The organism is Streptomyces liliiviolaceus (assembly GCF_018070025.1).
GTDB classification, from domain to species: Bacteria; Actinomycetota; Actinomycetes; order Streptomycetales; family Streptomycetaceae; genus Streptomyces; species Streptomyces liliiviolaceus.
In genome coordinates, this window is sequence record NZ_JAGPYQ010000001.1 from 7,870,295 (window position 1) to 7,885,392 (window position 15,098).

Genomic DNA, 15,098 nt, shown 5'->3' on the forward strand with positions numbered 1-15,098 from the left:
GAACTACTCGCGCATGGCTTTCGAACCGCCGCGGCATCTGGTCAGGGCGCTCGGCGAGGCGGCACCGGGTGGTGACGACTGGCTGGCGAAGCTGCCCGAGGCGGCCGAGCGGGCGGTCGCGCTACGCGGGTCGACCGTGGAGCGTGTGCAGGTTCCCGGCGGGCGCGGCAGTCTGGTGATCCTGGTCCGGCTGGCGGACAACACCCCCGCCGTACTAAAGCTGGCGCCGCCCCGGGCCCGCCCGGAGAGCGAGCGGGCCGCGCTGGCGCACTGGGACGGCCTGGGCGCGGTACGCCTGCTGGAGCCGGCCGGTACCGAGGGCGTGCTGCTCCTTGAGCGGCTGCATCCCGATGTGTCGGTGCGGTCGCTGCCGGAGGCCAAGTCGATGCTGGAGGCGGCCGGGACACTGCGCCGGCTGTGGGTCGAGCCGCCTTCGGACCATGTCTTCGAGACGGTCGCCGAGCGGACGGGACGGCAGGCCGAGGCGATGCGGGCGGGCGCCGACACGGAGGCGGCGCCGCTGGTCGACGCGGCCCTCGCGACGCGGGAGGAACTGCTGGCGTCGCCGCCGCGGGCGCATCTGCTGCACGGCACCTTCCGCCAGAGCAAGGTCCTGGCCGGCGAACGCAGTCCCTGGCTGGCCGTCGGCCCCGACCCCGTGGTCGGCGAGTGCGCCTTCGACCTGGCCCGGCTGGTCCGCGACCGGGTCGAGGACCTGATCGCCTCGCCGTCCGGCGGCTCCACCGCCCGCCGGCGGATCAAGCGGCTCGCGGAGTCCCTGGACCTGGACCAGGAACGGCTGCGCGGCTGGACCCTGTTCCGGGCCGTGGAGTCGGGCGTACGGGCCCGGCGGGTGGGCCGGCCGCGGGACGCCGAGCTGCTGCTGGAGTTCGCGGCGTGGCTCTAAGGGCTGTCCCGGGGGGCCGCCCGCTCAGGGACGGCCCCGCCCTGTGGACTACTTCGCCGTGAGGCGGGCGATCGCCTCGTCCACGGCCAGTTCCTCGCGCTCGCCGGTGCGGCGGTCCTTCAGCTCCAGGACGCCCTCGGCGGAGCGCCGGCCGGCCACCAGGATCTTCGGTACGCCGATGAGTTCGGCGTCGGTGAACTTCACACCGGGCGAGACACCCGCGCGGTCGTCCACGAGCACCCGAACGCCCGCCGTGCCCAGCTTCTCCGCGACGTCGAGCGCCAGCTCGGTCTGGAGGGCCTTGCCCGCCGCGACGACATGGACGTCGGCCGGGGCGATCTCGGCGGGCCAGACCAGGCCCTGCTCGTCGGCGTGCTGCTCGGCGAGCGCCGCGACCGCGCGCGAGACACCGATGCCGTACGAGCCCATGGTGACGCGGACCGGCTTGCCCTGCTTGCCGAGCACGTCGAGCTGGAGGGCGTCGGCGTACTTGCGGCCGAGCTGGAAGATGTGGCCGATCTCGATGGCGCGGTCCAGCTTGAGGCCGGTGCCGCAGGCGGGGCAGGGGTCGCCCTCGCGCACGACGACCACGTCCACGTACTCGTCGACCTCGAAGTCACGGCCCGCGACGACGTTCTTCGCGTGCACGCCGTCCTGGTTGGCGCCGGTGATCCAGGCGGTGCCGGGGGCGACGCGCGGGTCGGCGAGGTAGCGGACCTTCTCCAGGCCCTGCGGGCCGACATAGCCGCGTACGAGGTCGTCGCGGCCCGTGAAGTCCTCGGCGGTGACCAGTTCGACGGGGGCGGGGGCGAAGTGCGCCTCCACCTTGTCCAGGTCGACCTCGCGGTCACCGGGGACGCCGACGGCCACGATCTCGCCGGCCACCTTGACCAGCAGGTTCTTCAGCGTGGCGGAGGCGGGGACCTCCAGGTACGCGGCGAGCGTCTCGATGGTCGGGGTCTCGGGGGTGGGGATCTCCTCCAGCGCGGGGACCCCGGCGGCGTCGACGGGCTTCAGCGCGTAGGTGACCGCCTCGGTGTTGGCGGCGTAGTCGCAGTTCGGGCAGTCGGCGAAGGTGTCCTCGCCGGCCGCGGCCGGGGCGAGGAACTCCTCTGACTTGGAGCCGCCCATGGCGCCCGCGGTGGCGGCGCAGATGCGGTAGTCCAGACCGAGACGCGCGAAGATCTTCTGGTACGCGGCGCGGTGCAGGGCGTAGGACTCGGCGAGGCCCTCGTCCTCCGTGTCGAAGGAGTACGAGTCCTTCATCAGGAACTCGCGGCCGCGCAGGATGCCGGCGCGGGGGCGGGCCTCGTCGCGGTACTTGTTCTGGATCTGGTAGAGGATCACGGGCAGGTCCTTGTAGGACGTGCACTGGTCCTTGACCAGGAGGGTGAAGATCTCCTCGTGGGTCGGGCCGAGGAGGTAGTCGCCGCCCTTGCGGTCGTTGAGGCGGAACAGCTCGGGGCCGTACTCCTCCCAGCGGCCGGTCGCCTCGTAGGGCTCCTTCGGCAGCAGGGCGGGCAGGGTGACCTCCTGGGCGCCGATGGCGTCCATCTCCTCGCGGACGACCCGCTCGACGTTGGCCAGCACCTTCTTGCCCAGCGGCAGCCAGGACCACAGGCCGGCGGCGGTCCGGCGGACGTAGCCGGCGCGCACCAGCAGCTTGTGGCTGAGCACCTCGGCGTCCGCCGGGTCGTCACGCAGTGTCTTGACCATCAAACGGGACATGCGCTGGACCTGGGCCATGGTTCTCGACTCCTGCTGCGTAAGGGTGGTGCTTGGAGGTTAGCCGGGTGCCTGCCGTCGCCGGAAATCCGTTTCGTCGGCGCCGGTGGCGGGCGGGGGTCCGGTGAGGGGCCCGGCGGAGGGGTCCGTCAGCGGCGTCTGAGGGGCAGCGGGGCGCCCATCACCACGTACGGCTTCGGTGCGCTGGGGAACAGGACCCGGACGACGAGGTCCTCGTAACCGAGCGAGCGGTACAGGCCTCGGGCCGGGCTCTCCTTGTCGATCGCGGAGAGGATCGAGCGCGGCTGGACGGCGCTGTCCGTGATGGTGGTGATCAGGGCGCGGCCGACCCCGCGGTTCTGGAAGTCCGGGTGGACGTGCAGTTCGGTGATCACGAAGGAGTCGTCCAGCCAGCCGTCGTGTCCCCGCCCGCGCAGATAGGGCTCGACGACGGTGGACCACCAGTGCGCGCGGTCGTTGGGCATGCCGTAGACGAAGCCGGCGAGCCGTCCGTCGGCGGTGGTCGCGCCGAGCGCGCGGGCGCCGGGGAAGGTGAGGTGACGGAGCACGATCTGGCGTCGTACGGCGATCTCGTCCGCGCCGAGCCCGAAGGCCACGGCCTGGACGTTCAGCGCCTCGTCGACACGGGTGGCCAGGTCCAGGGGGCCGATGACGATGTCGTCGGGCGTGAGGGGGTCCTGACCGGGCTGACCGGGGAAGCGCAGCATGTGCGGAGACTACCTGGGGGGCTCCACCGTGTGGGCCCGCCCCTGGCTGTCGTCTTGTCGGGTGCGGGTCCGATGTGGCTGGTCGCGCCGTTCCCCGCGCCCCTGACGGCGCGCCCCTGCGGGGCTGCGCCTCTCAGAACAGGACGCTCATGAACGCGCCTATTTCCTGGAAGCCGGTTCTGCGGTAGGTGGCTCGGGCCGCTGTGTTGTAGTCGTTGACGTAGAGGCTGACCAGGGGGGCCACGTCGGCGAGGGCGTAGCGCAGGACCGCCGCCATGCCGGGGGCCGCGTAGCCCTGGCCGCGGTACTCGGGGGCGACCCAGACGCCCTGGATCTGGCAGGCCTGGGTGGTCGCGGCGCCGATCTCCGCCTTGAAGACGACCCGGCCGTCGTGGTCGACGCGGGCGAACGAGCGCCCGGAGCCGACGAGTTCGGCGACCCGCGCCTGGTAGAGCAGGCCTCCGTCGCCCGCGAGCGGGGAGACGCCGACCTCCTCCGTGAACATCGCCACGCACGCCGGCATGATCGTCTCCATCTCGTCCTTGCGGATGCGACGGACGTACGGGTCCGGGGCGATGTCGGCGGGGAGCCGGTCGGCGACCATCAGCGGCTGGTGCGGCCTGACCTCACGGGCGGGGCCCCAGTTCGGTTCGAGGAGGCGCCAGAGCTGGGCGGTGGCCTCGGCGGGGCCGACGATGGAGGAGCAGCGGCGGCCTGCCCTGCGGGCGCGGTCCGCGAAGGCGCGTACCGCGCGGGGGGTGGCGCAGATCGGGACGAGGTTGGCGCCTGCGTAGCAGAGGGACGTGAGCATGCCGTCCTCGTACCAGCCCCACATCTCGCCGCCTAGGCGCCAGGGGTCCAGGCCGGCGACCTGTACGCGGGAGGTCACGAAGGCGTTCGCCACCGGCTCGCGGTCGAGGACGGCGAGCGCGGCGTCCAGGTCGCTCGGGTCGAGGACTCTGGTGGTCGTCTGCGTCAACACGTGCGGGGCCTTCACCATCAGGTCTGCTGATCTCCGCACTGTACCTGGCGAATATGTGGCGTGCCGACCGATGGGGTGAGTGGGGTTTTCCTCGCCCCCGCCGCCCCTACCCGTTCCCGTCCACGTATGGGGGCTGCGCCCCCTCGCCCCCCCGTATCGCGCTGCGCGCTCGTCCTCAAACGCCGGACGGGCTGAAAGATGTCTTTCAGCCCGTCCGGCGTTTGAGGACCGGGGGTTCGGGGGCAGCGCCCCCGAGTCAGTGACGGGAAGGGTAGGGGCGGCGGGGGCGGGAGAAGCTCGTGTCAGCCAGCGATCGCCACAGAAGGCTCCCCGGAGGGGACACCGTCCGCTTCCATCTGTTCGGCGATCTTCATCGCCTCTTCGATCAGCGTCTCCACGATCTTCGACTCCGGGACCGTCTTGATGACCTCGCCCTTGACGAAGATCTGCCCCTTGCCGTTGCCGGAGGCGACGCCGAGGTCGGCCTCGCGGGCCTCGCCGGGCCCGTTCACGACGCAGCCCATGACGGCGACACGGAGCGGGACCTCCATGCCCTCAAGGCCGGCCGTGACCTCCTCGGCGAGCTTGTAGACGTCGACCTGCGCGCGCCCGCAGGACGGGCAGGAGACGATCTCCAAGCGGCGCTGCTTGAGGTTCAGCGACTCCAGGATCTGCATGCCGACCTTGATCTCCTCGACCGGCGGGGCCGAGAGGGAGACCCGGATGGTGTCGCCGATGCCCTCGCTGAGCAGCGCCCCGAAGGCGACCGCCGACTTGATCGTGCCCTGGAAGGCGGGGCCGGCCTCGGTGACGCCGAGGTGGAGGGGGTAGTCGCAGGCCGCGGCGAGCTGGCGGTAGGCGTTGACCATGACCACGGGGTCGTTGTGCTTGACCGAGATCTTGATGTCCCGGAAGTCGTGCTCCTCGAAGAGGGACGCCTCCCAGAGCGCGGACTCGACGAGCGCCTCGGGCGTCGCCTTGCCGTACTTCTGGAGGAGCCGCCGGTCGAGGGAGCCGGCGTTGACGCCGATGCGGATCGGGGTGCCGTGGTCCTTCGCGGCCCGCGCGATCTCCTTGACCTGGTCGTCGAACTGCTTGATGTTCCCGGGGTTCACGCGCACCGCCGCGCAGCCGGCGTCGATCGCCGCGAAGACGTACTTCGGCTGGAAGTGGATGTCGGCGATGACGGGGATCTGCGACTTCTTGGCGATGGTGGCGAGCGCGTCGGCGTCGTCCTGTGTGGGGCACGCCACCCGCACGATCTGGCAGCCGGACGCGGTCAGCTCGGCGATCTGCTGAAGCGTGGCGCCGATGTCCGACGTACGCGTGGTCGTCATCGACTGGACCGAGACGGGTGCGTCGCCGCCCACCGCCACGGTTCCGACCTGGATCTTCCGGCTCTTGCGGCGCTCGGCGAGCCTGGTCGGAACGTCCGGCATGCCGAGTGAAATCGCGGTCATCTGCTGTGCAACCCCAAGGTAAGGATTCGGTCGGTCCCGAAAGCTGACGGGCTCCAGTCATCGAGATTACGGCACCCCCGAACCCGGAAGCACATTCCCCGAACGGGACCACCCGATGGAGGACGGCCGGACACATATCGTGTCCGGCCGCCGCAAACACCATGTGGCTACGAGATTCTGACCGGGTTAACCACGTCCGCGATCAGGACCAGGATCGTGAAGCAGATGAAGATTCCGGCCACCACGTACGCGACGGGCATCAGCTTCGCCACGTCGAAGGGGCCGGGGTCCGGGCGGCGCAGCACCTTCGCGCCGTTGCGCCGCAGCGACTCCCACAGGGCGCCCGCGATGTGTCCGCCGTCGAGCGGCAGCAGCGGGAGCATGTTGAACAGGAACAGGGAGAGGTTGAAGCCCGCGACGAGGAACAGCATCATCGCGATCTGGTTCTCCGGCGGGATGTCCAGCGTGAAGACCTCGCCGCCGACGCGCGCCGCGCCGACCACGCCCATCGGGGAGTCCGGCTCGCGCGGGCCGTCGCCGAAGGCCGCGTCCCACAGGGCCGGCACCTTGGACGGCAGGTTGAGCAGCGACTCGACGCCGTTCTGCATCATGTCGCCCATGCGGTCCACGGACTGTCCGAAGGACTGCTGGACGATGCCGGAGGCGGGCGTGAAGCCGAGGAATCCGGCGTACACGTACTTGCCCTCGACGTAGCCGCCCTGGCCGTCGGTCTTGCTGACCTGGTTGCGGATGAGGTGAGCGGAGAGGTCGAGCTGCTTGCCGTCGCGCTCGACGGTCAGGGTGACGTCCTTGCCGGGGTTGGCGCGGATGTCGGCCTGGAGGGCGGACCAGTCGGTGACCTTCTCGCCGTTGAACGCGAGGATCTTGTCACCGCCCTTGAGCCCGGCGGCCTTGGCGGGCGCGGCCGTGTCGCTCTTCTGGCACTCGGAGCGGGCCTCGCTCTGCTCGATGACGCAGTCGGAGACCTTGCCGACCGTGGTGGTCTGGGTCTGGACGCCGAAGGTCATCATCACGCCGAGGAAGATCGCGACGGCCAGGATCAGGTTCATGAAGGGGCCGGCGAACATCACGATCACGCGCTTCCACGGCTTGCGCGTGTAGAAGAGCCGGTTCTCGTCGCCCGGCTGCAGTTCCTCGAAGGACTGCGCGCGGGCGTCCTCGATCATGCCGCGCCACGGGGAGGTCGAGCGGGCCTCGATACGGCCGTCGGGGCCGGGCGGGAACATCCCGATCATGCGGATGTAGCCGCCGAGCGGAATCGCCTTGACCCCGTACTCCGTGTCGCCCTTCCTGCGCGAGAAGATCGTCGGGCCGAAGCCGACCATGTACTGCGGCACGCGGATGCCGAAGAGCTTGGCCGTGGAGAGATGCCCCAGCTCGTGCCAGGCGATCGAGAAGAGCAGGCCGACCGCGAAGACGACTATGCCGAGGATCATCATCAGGGTCGTCATGCACGAGCCTCCGCCGTTGTCTTGGCTGTCGTCCGAGCCGTTGTCCGTGCTGTCAGTTCGCGGGCCCGGGCGCGGGCCCAGGTCTCCGCTTCGAGGACGTCCGCCACGGTGAGCGAGGTTCCCGTACGGGGCGTGCCGTGCTCGGCGACGACCTCCGTGACGGTCTCCATGATCCCGTTGAACGGCAGCGTGCCGTTCAGGAACGCGTCCACGCATTCTTCGTTGGCCGCATTGAACACCGCGGGGGCCGTGCCCGCGAGCTCCCCGACGTGCCGGGCGAGCCCCACCGACGGAAACGCGTCGTTGTCGAGCGGGAAGAACTCCCAGCTCGACGCCTTGGACCAGTCGAAGGCGGGTGCGGCGTCGGGGACGCGCTGCGGCCAGCCCAGACCGATGGCGATCGGCCCGCGCATGTCGGGGGGCGTCGCCTGGGCCATCGTCGATCCGTCCGTGAACTCAACCATCGAGTGGACATACGACTGCGGGTGCACGACCACCTCAATGCGGTCGAAGGGAATGTCGTAGAGGAGGTGCGCCTCGATCACTTCGAGGCCCTTGTTGACGAGGGTCGCGGAGTTGACGGTGATGACGGGCCCCATGGCCCAGGTGGGGTGCGCGAGGGCGTCCTCGGGGGCGACATCGGCCAGCTCGGCCTTCGTACGTCCTCTGAAGGGGCCGCCCGAGGCGGTGACGACGAGCTTGCGTACGTCGGCCCTGGTGCCCGAGGCGAGCGCCTGGAACAGGGCCGCGTGCTCGGAGTCGACGGGGATGATCTGGCCCGGCGCGGCCAGCGCCTTCACCAGGGGGCCGCCGACGATGAGCGACTCCTTGTTGGCGAGCGCGAGGGTGCGGCCCGCCTCCAGGGCGGCGAGGGTGGGGGCGAGGCCGATCGAGCCGGTGATGCCGTTCAGGACGGTGTGCCCCGGGGAGGCGGCGAGCCGGGTGGCCGCGTCCGCGCCGGCGAGCAGCTCGGGAAGGGGCTCCCCGGGCCCGTACCGTGCGGAAAGGGCCTCACGCAGGGCCGGTACGGCGTCCTCGCGGGCCACGGCGACGGCCTCGACGCGGAGCCGGTGCGCCTGCTCCGCGAGCAGCTCCACCCGCCCGCCCGCCGCGGAGAGCCCGGTCACCCGGAACCGGTCGGGGTTGCGCAGCACGAGGTCGATGGCCTGGGTACCGATCGAGCCGGTGGAGCCGAGGATCACGACGTCCCGGCTCCCGTCCACAGGATCGAAGACGAGATGCGGATCGGCGAGGGGGGTTGGACTGTCGCTCATCCCCCCATTGTTGCCGCAACGCGAGGGCAGAGGGGACGGGGGCGCCCATGAGTGCCCCGTAAGGGGCCCGTCAGGGCCCTTGAGGGGCGCGGGGAACTGCGCGACAAGCCCCCACCGGGCCGCACCGACGAACGATCCCGCGGACTCCCTACCTCTTGCGCTTCCGCCGGTTCCGCGACTTCCCCGCACGCTGCGGGCGAGGCTTCGCACCGGCCGCGTCCTCCACCGGAGGCTCCGGTGAGAAGTCCCCTTCGACGACCCCCTCCGCCGTATCCAGCGTGGGCGCACTGAAATGCAGCCCATCGGTGCGCCGGCCGACCTCCAGGCTCTCCTGACCGGCGGATTTACCGGACGCGTCCAGATTGAAGACGTACCCGACGGACTCCTCCTTGATCGCGTCGTTCATCGCGACGAACATGTCGTAGCCCTCACGCTCGTACTCGATGATCGGCTCCCGGCCGAGCGTCCACCGCAGTCCGATGCCGTCCCGCAGGTAGTCCATCTCGTACAGGTGCTCGCGCCATTTGCGGTCCAGGACCGACAGCACCACGAGGCGTTCCAGGTCGCGCAGCACGTCCGCGCCCAGCTCGGCCTCGCGCTCCTCGTAGCGGGCGCGGACGTCCTCGATGACGGCGTCGGTGATCGAGTCAGCGGTGAGGTCGGAGCGGTCGCCCGCGGCCTCCTCCAGGTCGTCGACGGTGACCCCGACCGGGTACAGCTGTTCGAAGGCGACCCAGAGCCGGTCCAGGTCCCATTCCTCGGGGAAGCCGTCGGCGGTCTCCACGGCGACGTACGCGCGGATGGTGTCGTCCATGAAGTGGAGGATCTGTTCCCTCAGGTCCTCCCCGGCCAGTACGCGCCGGCGCTCGGCGTAGATGAGGGTGCGCTGGCGGTTGAGGACCTCGTCGAACTTGAGCACGTCCTTGCGGGACTCGAAGTGCTGCTGCTCCAGCTGGGACTGGGCGGAGGCGATGGCGCGCGTGACCATCTTGTTCTCGATGGGGACGTCGTCGGGGACGTTCGCCATGGACATCACACGGTCGACGACCTGGGCGCGGAAGAGCCGCATCAGGTCGTCCTCCAGGGAGAGGTAGAAGCGGGAGGCGCCGGGGTCGCCCTGGCGGCCGGAGCGCCCGCGCAGCTGGTTGTCGATGCGGCGGGACTCGTGGCGCTCGGTGCCCAGCACGTACAGCCCGCCGAGGTCCTTCACCTCGTCGTGCTCGGCGGCGACCGACTCCTTGATCCGCTCCAGGGTCCTGCCGTGTTCGTCCCGGTACTCGTCCGGGCTCTCCTCTGCGCTGAGGCCGCGCCGGTCCAGCTCCGCGAGCGCCATGGCCTCCGGGTTGCCGCCGAGCATGATGTCGGTGCCGCGGCCGGCCATGTTGGTGGCCACGGTGACCGCGCCCCTGCGGCCGGCCTGGGCCACGATCTGCGCCTCGCGCTGGTGGTTCTTCGCGTTGAGCACCTCGTGCCGTATGCCGCGCTGCCTCAGCCGGGCGGCGAGGATCTCGGACTTCTCGACGGAGGTGGTGCCGACGAGGACCGGCTGGCCCTTGTCGTGCCTGTCGGCGATGTCGTCGAGGATCGCCGTGTACTTGGCGTCGACGGTCCGGTAGATCTGGTCGGGGTCGTCGGCGCGGGCCATCGGCCGGTTGGTGGGGATCGGCACCACGTGCAGTTTGTAGATCTGGTGGAACTCGGCGGCCTCGGTCATGGCGGTGCCGGTCATGCCGCCGAGCTTGTCGTAGAGCCGGAAGAAGTTCTGGAGGGTGATCGTGGCGAGGGTCTGGTTCTCGTCCTTGACCGTCACCGCCTCCTTCGCCTCGATGGCCTGGTGCAGCCCCTCGTTGTAGCGGCGTCCGGCGAGGATGCGGCCGGTGTGCTCGTCGACGATGAGGACCTCGCCGTCGACGACGACGTAGTCCTTGTCGCGCTTGAAGTGTTCCTTCGCCTTCAGCGCGTTGTTCAGATGGCCGATGAGGGGCGTGTGGTCGGACTCGTAGAGGCTCTCGATGCCGAGCTGGTCCTGGAGGAACTCCACTCCGGGGTCGAGGATCGCCACGGTGCGCTTCTTCGGGTCGTACTCGTAGTCGTGGGTGGCGCGCAGCCGGGCGAGGCGGTCCTTGTCGGCCGGGGTGGTGAAGTTCTCGTCCTGGACGGCGACTCCGCGCATCCGGGTGACCATCGTGGCGAAGGCCTCGTACCAGTGGGTGGGCTGGTCTGCCGGGCCGGAGATGATCAGCGGGGTCCTGGCCTCGTCGATGAGGATCGAGTCGGCCTCGTCGACGATGGCGAAGTGGTGGCCGCGCTGCACGAGTTCGTCCCTCGACCAGGCCATGTTGTCGCGCAGGTAGTCGAAGCCGAACTCGGTGTTGGTGCCGTAGGTGATGTCGCAGGCGTACTGCTCGCGGCGCTCGGCCGGGGTCGACTGGGTCCTGATGACACCGACGGTCAGTCCGAGGAAGCGGTAGGCGCGGCCCATCCAGTCGGCGTCGCGCTGGGCGAGGTAGTCGTTGACGGTGACGAGGTGGACGCCCTTGCCGGTCAGGGCGTTCAGGTAGACGGGCAGGGTGGCGACCAGGGTCTTGCCTTCGCCGGTCTGCATCTCGGCGATGTTGCCGAGGTGCAGGGCCGCGCCGCCCATCAGCTGCACGTCGAAGTGGCGCATTCCCAGGGTGCGGCGGGCGGCCTCGCGCATCGCGGCGAACGCCTCCGGCAGGAGGTCGTCGAGGCTCTCGCCCGCCTCGTGGCGTTCTTTGAACTCGGGGGTGAGTGCCTGGAGTTCTTCGTCGGTGAGCTGCTCGAATTCCGCTTCGAGGGAGCCGATCTGTTCGGCTGTGCGCTGGAGTCTGCGGAGGATTCTGCCTTCTCCGGCTCGCATTATCCTGCCGGTGATGTTGTCCAGACCCAGTACCGGCACTGGAATTACCCCCTGACGCGGATGTATCTGATCCCGTTCTTCGGGTGCCGGCCGGTGGGGGCTGGTCGCGCCCACGCGGCGGAGCCGCATATGTCACAGCCCCGCGCCCCTGAAAAGCGAAAGGATCGCGCCGTTCCCCGCGCCCCCTCAGGGGCGCTGTCCCCGCTCGCCGGTCCGCTCATTGTTGACGCAGAATTTCCGTGCGGCAAGCAGCGGAACGGTGGCGGGGACAGCTGTGCATTCCTGGGGGAAAGGTCAGCGGATGGGGCGGTGGACGTTTTCCTTTTCTGATGTTCCGGGGGTCGCGTCGGCGATCCAGGGGCCGTCGCCGGACAGGTCGACGATTCCGTTCTCCAGCCAGGTGTAGGCGCCGCCGAGAACGCCCTTGACGACCTTGCGGTCGACGTCGTCGGTGTTGGACCACAGGCGGCCGAAGAGTTCTTCCACGCGAATGCGGGACTGACCGCAGAAGGCGTCCGCGAGCTGGTACGCCTCGCGGCCGTGCGCCTCGGTGGTGCGCAGGAGTTCGGCGCGGACGCAGACGGCGCTCATCGCGAACAGTTCGGCGCCGATGTCGACGATCCGGGCGAGGAAGCCCTGTTTGGTCTCCATCCGGCCCTGCCAGCGGGACATGGCGTAGAAGGTGGAGCGGGCGAGCTTGCGGGCCGAGCGTTCCACGTACCGCAGGTGGCCGGAGAGGTCGACGTGCCCGGCCGGGTGGAAGTCCCCGTACGCGCGCGGGAGTTGACCGGCGCCCGCGACCAGCTTCGGGAACCACTTGGCGTAGAAGACCCCGGCGTTCGCGCCCGCCCTCGCCTTGTCGGCCAGGGACTTGTCGGGGTCGATGAGGTCTCCGGCGACGGAGAGGTGGGCGTCGACGGCCTCACGGGCGATCAGGAGGTGCATGATCTCCGTCGAGCCCTCGAAGATGCGGTTGATGCGCAGATCGCGCAGCACCTGCTCGGCGGGGACGGCCCGTTCGCCGCGGGCGGCGAGCGAGTCGGCGGTCTCGAAGCCGCGCCCGCCGCGGATCTGGACCAGTTCGTCGGCCATCAGCCAGGCCATCTCGGAGCCGAAGAGCTTGGCGAGGGCGGCCTCGATGCGGATGTCGTTGCGGTCCTCGTCGGCCATCTGGGACGACAGGTCGAGCACGGCCTCCAGGGCGAACGTGGTCGCCGCGATGAAGGAGATCTTGGCGCCCACGGCCTCGTGGTGGGCCACCGGCTTGCCCCACTGCTCCCGTACGGACGACCACTCGCGGGCGATCTTCAGGCACCACTTGCCGGCGCCGACGCACATCGCGGGCAGCGAGAGCCGTCCGGTGTTGAGGGTGGTCAGGGCGATCTTGAGCCCGGCCCCCTCCGCGCCGATGCGGTTCGCGGCGGGCACCCGGACCCGGTGGAAGCGCGTGACACCGTTCTCCAGGCCGCGCAGCCCCATGAACACGTTGCGGTTCTCGACGGTGACACCCTCCGAGGCGGCCTCCACGACGAACGCGGTGATGCCGCCCCTGTGCCCCTCGGACTTCGGCACGCGCGCCATCACGACGAGCAGGTCGGCGACGACGCCGTTGGTCGTCCAGAGCTTCACCCCGTCGAGGACGTAGTCGTCCCCGTCCGGCACCGCGCTGGTCGCGAGCCGCGCCGGGTCGGACCCCACGTCGGGCTCGGTGAGCAGGAAGGCGGAGATGTCGGTCCGGGCGAGACGCGGCAGGAAGGCGTCCTTCTGCTCCTGGGTGCCGAAGAGCTTCAGCGGCTGCGGTACGCCGATCGACTGGTGCGCGGAGAACAGGGCGCCGAGCGCGGGGTTCGCCGAACCGATCAGGGCGAGCGCCTTGTTGTAGTAGACCTGCGTCAGACCGAGGCCGCCGTACTTCGTGTCGATCTTCATCCCGAGGGCGCCGAGTTCCTTGAGCCCGTTGATCACCTCGTCGGGGATGCGGGCCTCCCGCTCGATGCGCGCGGCGTCGACCCTGGTCTCGCAGAAGTCGTGCAGCTTGGCGAGGAACTGCTCGCCGCGCTGGGCGTCCTCGTCCGGGGGCATCGGGTGGGGGTGGATCAGATCGAGCCGGAAGCGGCCGAGGAACAGCTCCTTGGCGAAGCTGGGCTTGCGCCAGTCCTGCTCCCGCGCGGCCTCGGCGACCTGACGGGCCTCACGTTCGGAGACAGCGGGCTGGTGGGGTGTTGCGGACAAGAGGCTCACCTCGCCGCGAATAGGGATCTTGGTCCGGTTACGTTACTCACCGGTGCTACTGGATCGTATGTACCCGATAACGCCCCCACCCACCAGCCCTCGCGCGCCATGGGGAGGCGGGGCAGGCCCGCAGGGCCGCCCCGCCAGGGGCGCGGGGAACTGCGCGCCCGACCCCCACCGGCCGGCACCCGCCGACAAACCCGAGTCCCCCACCCCGGTGGGCATCCCCCACCCCCGACGGAGTCGAAGCGCTTCGACAACCTATGGACACCCACCCGCCACCCAGCTACTGTCAAGCCACCACCACCCGCAGCGCGCCGCGTCGAAGCGCTTCACAGAACCGGAGACCCGGATGGTCACCCTCGCCGAGGTCGCCCAGCACGCCGGAGTCTCGGCGAGCACGGTGAGCTATGTCCTCAGCGGCAAGCGGTCCATCTCCGCGGGCACCCGGCAGCGGGTCGAGGAGAGCATCCAGGTGCTCGGTTACCACCCCAACGCGGGAGCCCGGGCGCTGGCAAGCAGCCGGTCCAACATCATCGCGCTGATGATCCCGCTCCGCACGGACATGTACGTACCCGTGATGATGGAGATCGCCATCGCGGTGACGACCTCGGCGCGCTCCCACGGGTACGACGTGCTGCTGCTCACCGGCGAGGAGGGCCCCGACGCCGTGCGCCGGGTCACCGGCAGCGGGCTCGCCGACGCGATGATCCTGATGGACGTCGAGCTGGACGACGAGCGGCTGCCGCTGCTGCGCGGCACCGAGCAGCCGTCCGTCCTCATCGGGCTGCCCGCCGACACCAGTGGTCTGACCTGCGTGGATCTCGACTTCGGCGCGACGGGCGCGCTGTGCGCCGAACATCTCGCGATGCTCGGACACCGTGACATCGCTGTCATCGGTGAGGCGCCCGCGGTGTACGAACGGCACACGGGGTTCGCCGAGCGCACGCTCGACGGGCTCAGGTCCCGCTCGCGCGAGCTGGGCCTGCGGGTGCTGCACCGCCCGTGCGAGGGCGGCTTCGACGCGATGTCCCTGACCCTGGCCCGGGTCTTCGACGAGCGCCCCGGAACGACGGGCTTCGTCGTGCAGAACGAGTCGGCGGTCGAGCCGCTGCTCGCGCTGCTGCGCCGACAGGGCCGCGCCGTTCCCGAGGACGTCTCGGTGATCGCGATCTGCCCGGACCAGGTCGCCGTCCAGGCCTCGGTACGGCTGACCTCGGTCGCCATCCCCGCCCAGGAGATGGGCCGTAACGCGGTGGAGCATCTGATCGCCAAGCTGGAGGGGCGCGGCAAGGACGAAGTCGTGCTCATCGCGCCCGAGTTGACGGTCCGGGCGAGCACGGGCCCGGCCCCGGCCGCCGCCTGACCCGCACCACCCCACTCCCTGCCCGACCCACTCCCCCCGACCCGGTCCTCCCCAGCCGCGTGACCGGGTCT

The 15,098-nt window shown here is 70.3% G+C and carries 10 protein-coding genes; 2 read left to right on the top strand and 8 right to left on the bottom strand.

The window, feature by feature from the left end:
- Positions 1-13 precede the first annotated feature (13 nt).
- Positions 14-907, top strand: coding sequence for an aminoglycoside phosphotransferase family protein (locus J8N05_RS33365; protein ID WP_210889370.1), 894 nt, complete (start codon positions 14-16; stop codon positions 905-907).
- A gap of 48 nt (positions 908-955) precedes the next feature.
- Here J8N05_RS33365 and J8N05_RS33370 read toward each other — a convergent pair whose 3' ends face one another.
- The 8 genes from J8N05_RS33370 to J8N05_RS33405 all read right to left on the bottom strand — a co-directional run bounded on the left by J8N05_RS33370 (position 956) and on the right by J8N05_RS33405 (position 13,670).
- Positions 956-2,653, bottom strand: coding sequence for a proline--tRNA ligase (locus tag J8N05_RS33370; protein WP_210889371.1), 1,698 nt, complete (start codon positions 2,651-2,653; stop codon positions 956-958).
- 128 nt (positions 2,654-2,781) lie between these two features.
- On the bottom strand, positions 2,782-3,360 hold the full coding sequence (locus J8N05_RS33375; protein ID WP_210889373.1) for a GNAT family N-acetyltransferase: 579 nt from the start codon (positions 3,358-3,360) through the stop codon (positions 2,782-2,784).
- Positions 3,361-3,493: 133 nt separating this feature from the next.
- A complete protein-coding gene (locus J8N05_RS33380; RefSeq protein ID WP_210890549.1) occupies positions 3,494-4,342 on the bottom strand; it encodes a GNAT family N-acetyltransferase in 849 nt (282 codons plus the stop codon).
- A gap of 302 nt (positions 4,343-4,644) precedes the next feature.
- On the bottom strand, positions 4,645-5,802 hold the full coding sequence (gene ispG / locus J8N05_RS33385) for a flavodoxin-dependent (E)-4-hydroxy-3-methylbut-2-enyl-diphosphate synthase (protein WP_210889375.1): 1,158 nt from the start codon (positions 5,800-5,802) through the stop codon (positions 4,645-4,647).
- A 167-nt stretch (positions 5,803-5,969) separates the two neighbouring features.
- Entirely contained in the window at positions 5,970-7,274 is a 1,305-nt protein-coding gene (locus tag J8N05_RS33390) for a M50 family metallopeptidase (RefSeq protein ID WP_210889377.1), read from the bottom strand.
- The gene (dxr, locus tag J8N05_RS33395) at positions 7,271-8,548 is read right to left on the bottom strand and encodes a 1-deoxy-D-xylulose-5-phosphate reductoisomerase (protein WP_210889379.1); all 1,278 of its coding nucleotides are present in this window, start codon (positions 8,546-8,548) and stop codon (positions 7,271-7,273) included. Before dxr ends, J8N05_RS33390 begins: the two co-directional genes overlap by 4 nt.
- A 148-nt stretch (positions 8,549-8,696) precedes the next feature.
- Positions 8,697-11,429, bottom strand: a complete 2,733-nt coding sequence (gene secA / locus J8N05_RS33400; RefSeq protein WP_210889381.1) for a preprotein translocase subunit SecA — start codon at positions 11,427-11,429, stop codon at positions 8,697-8,699.
- Positions 11,430-11,723: 294 nt separating this feature from the next.
- Positions 11,724-13,670: an acyl-CoA dehydrogenase family protein gene (locus J8N05_RS33405; protein ID WP_210889383.1), complete on the bottom strand. Its 1,947-nt coding sequence runs from the start codon at positions 13,668-13,670 to the stop codon at positions 11,724-11,726.
- A 343-nt stretch (positions 13,671-14,013) separates the two neighbouring features.
- Here J8N05_RS33405 and J8N05_RS33410 point away from each other — a divergent pair, with 343 nt between their 5' ends.
- Positions 14,014-15,027, top strand: coding sequence for a LacI family DNA-binding transcriptional regulator (locus tag J8N05_RS33410; protein ID WP_210889385.1), 1,014 nt, complete (start codon positions 14,014-14,016; stop codon positions 15,025-15,027).
- The last annotated feature ends 71 nt before the right edge of the window (positions 15,028-15,098 follow it).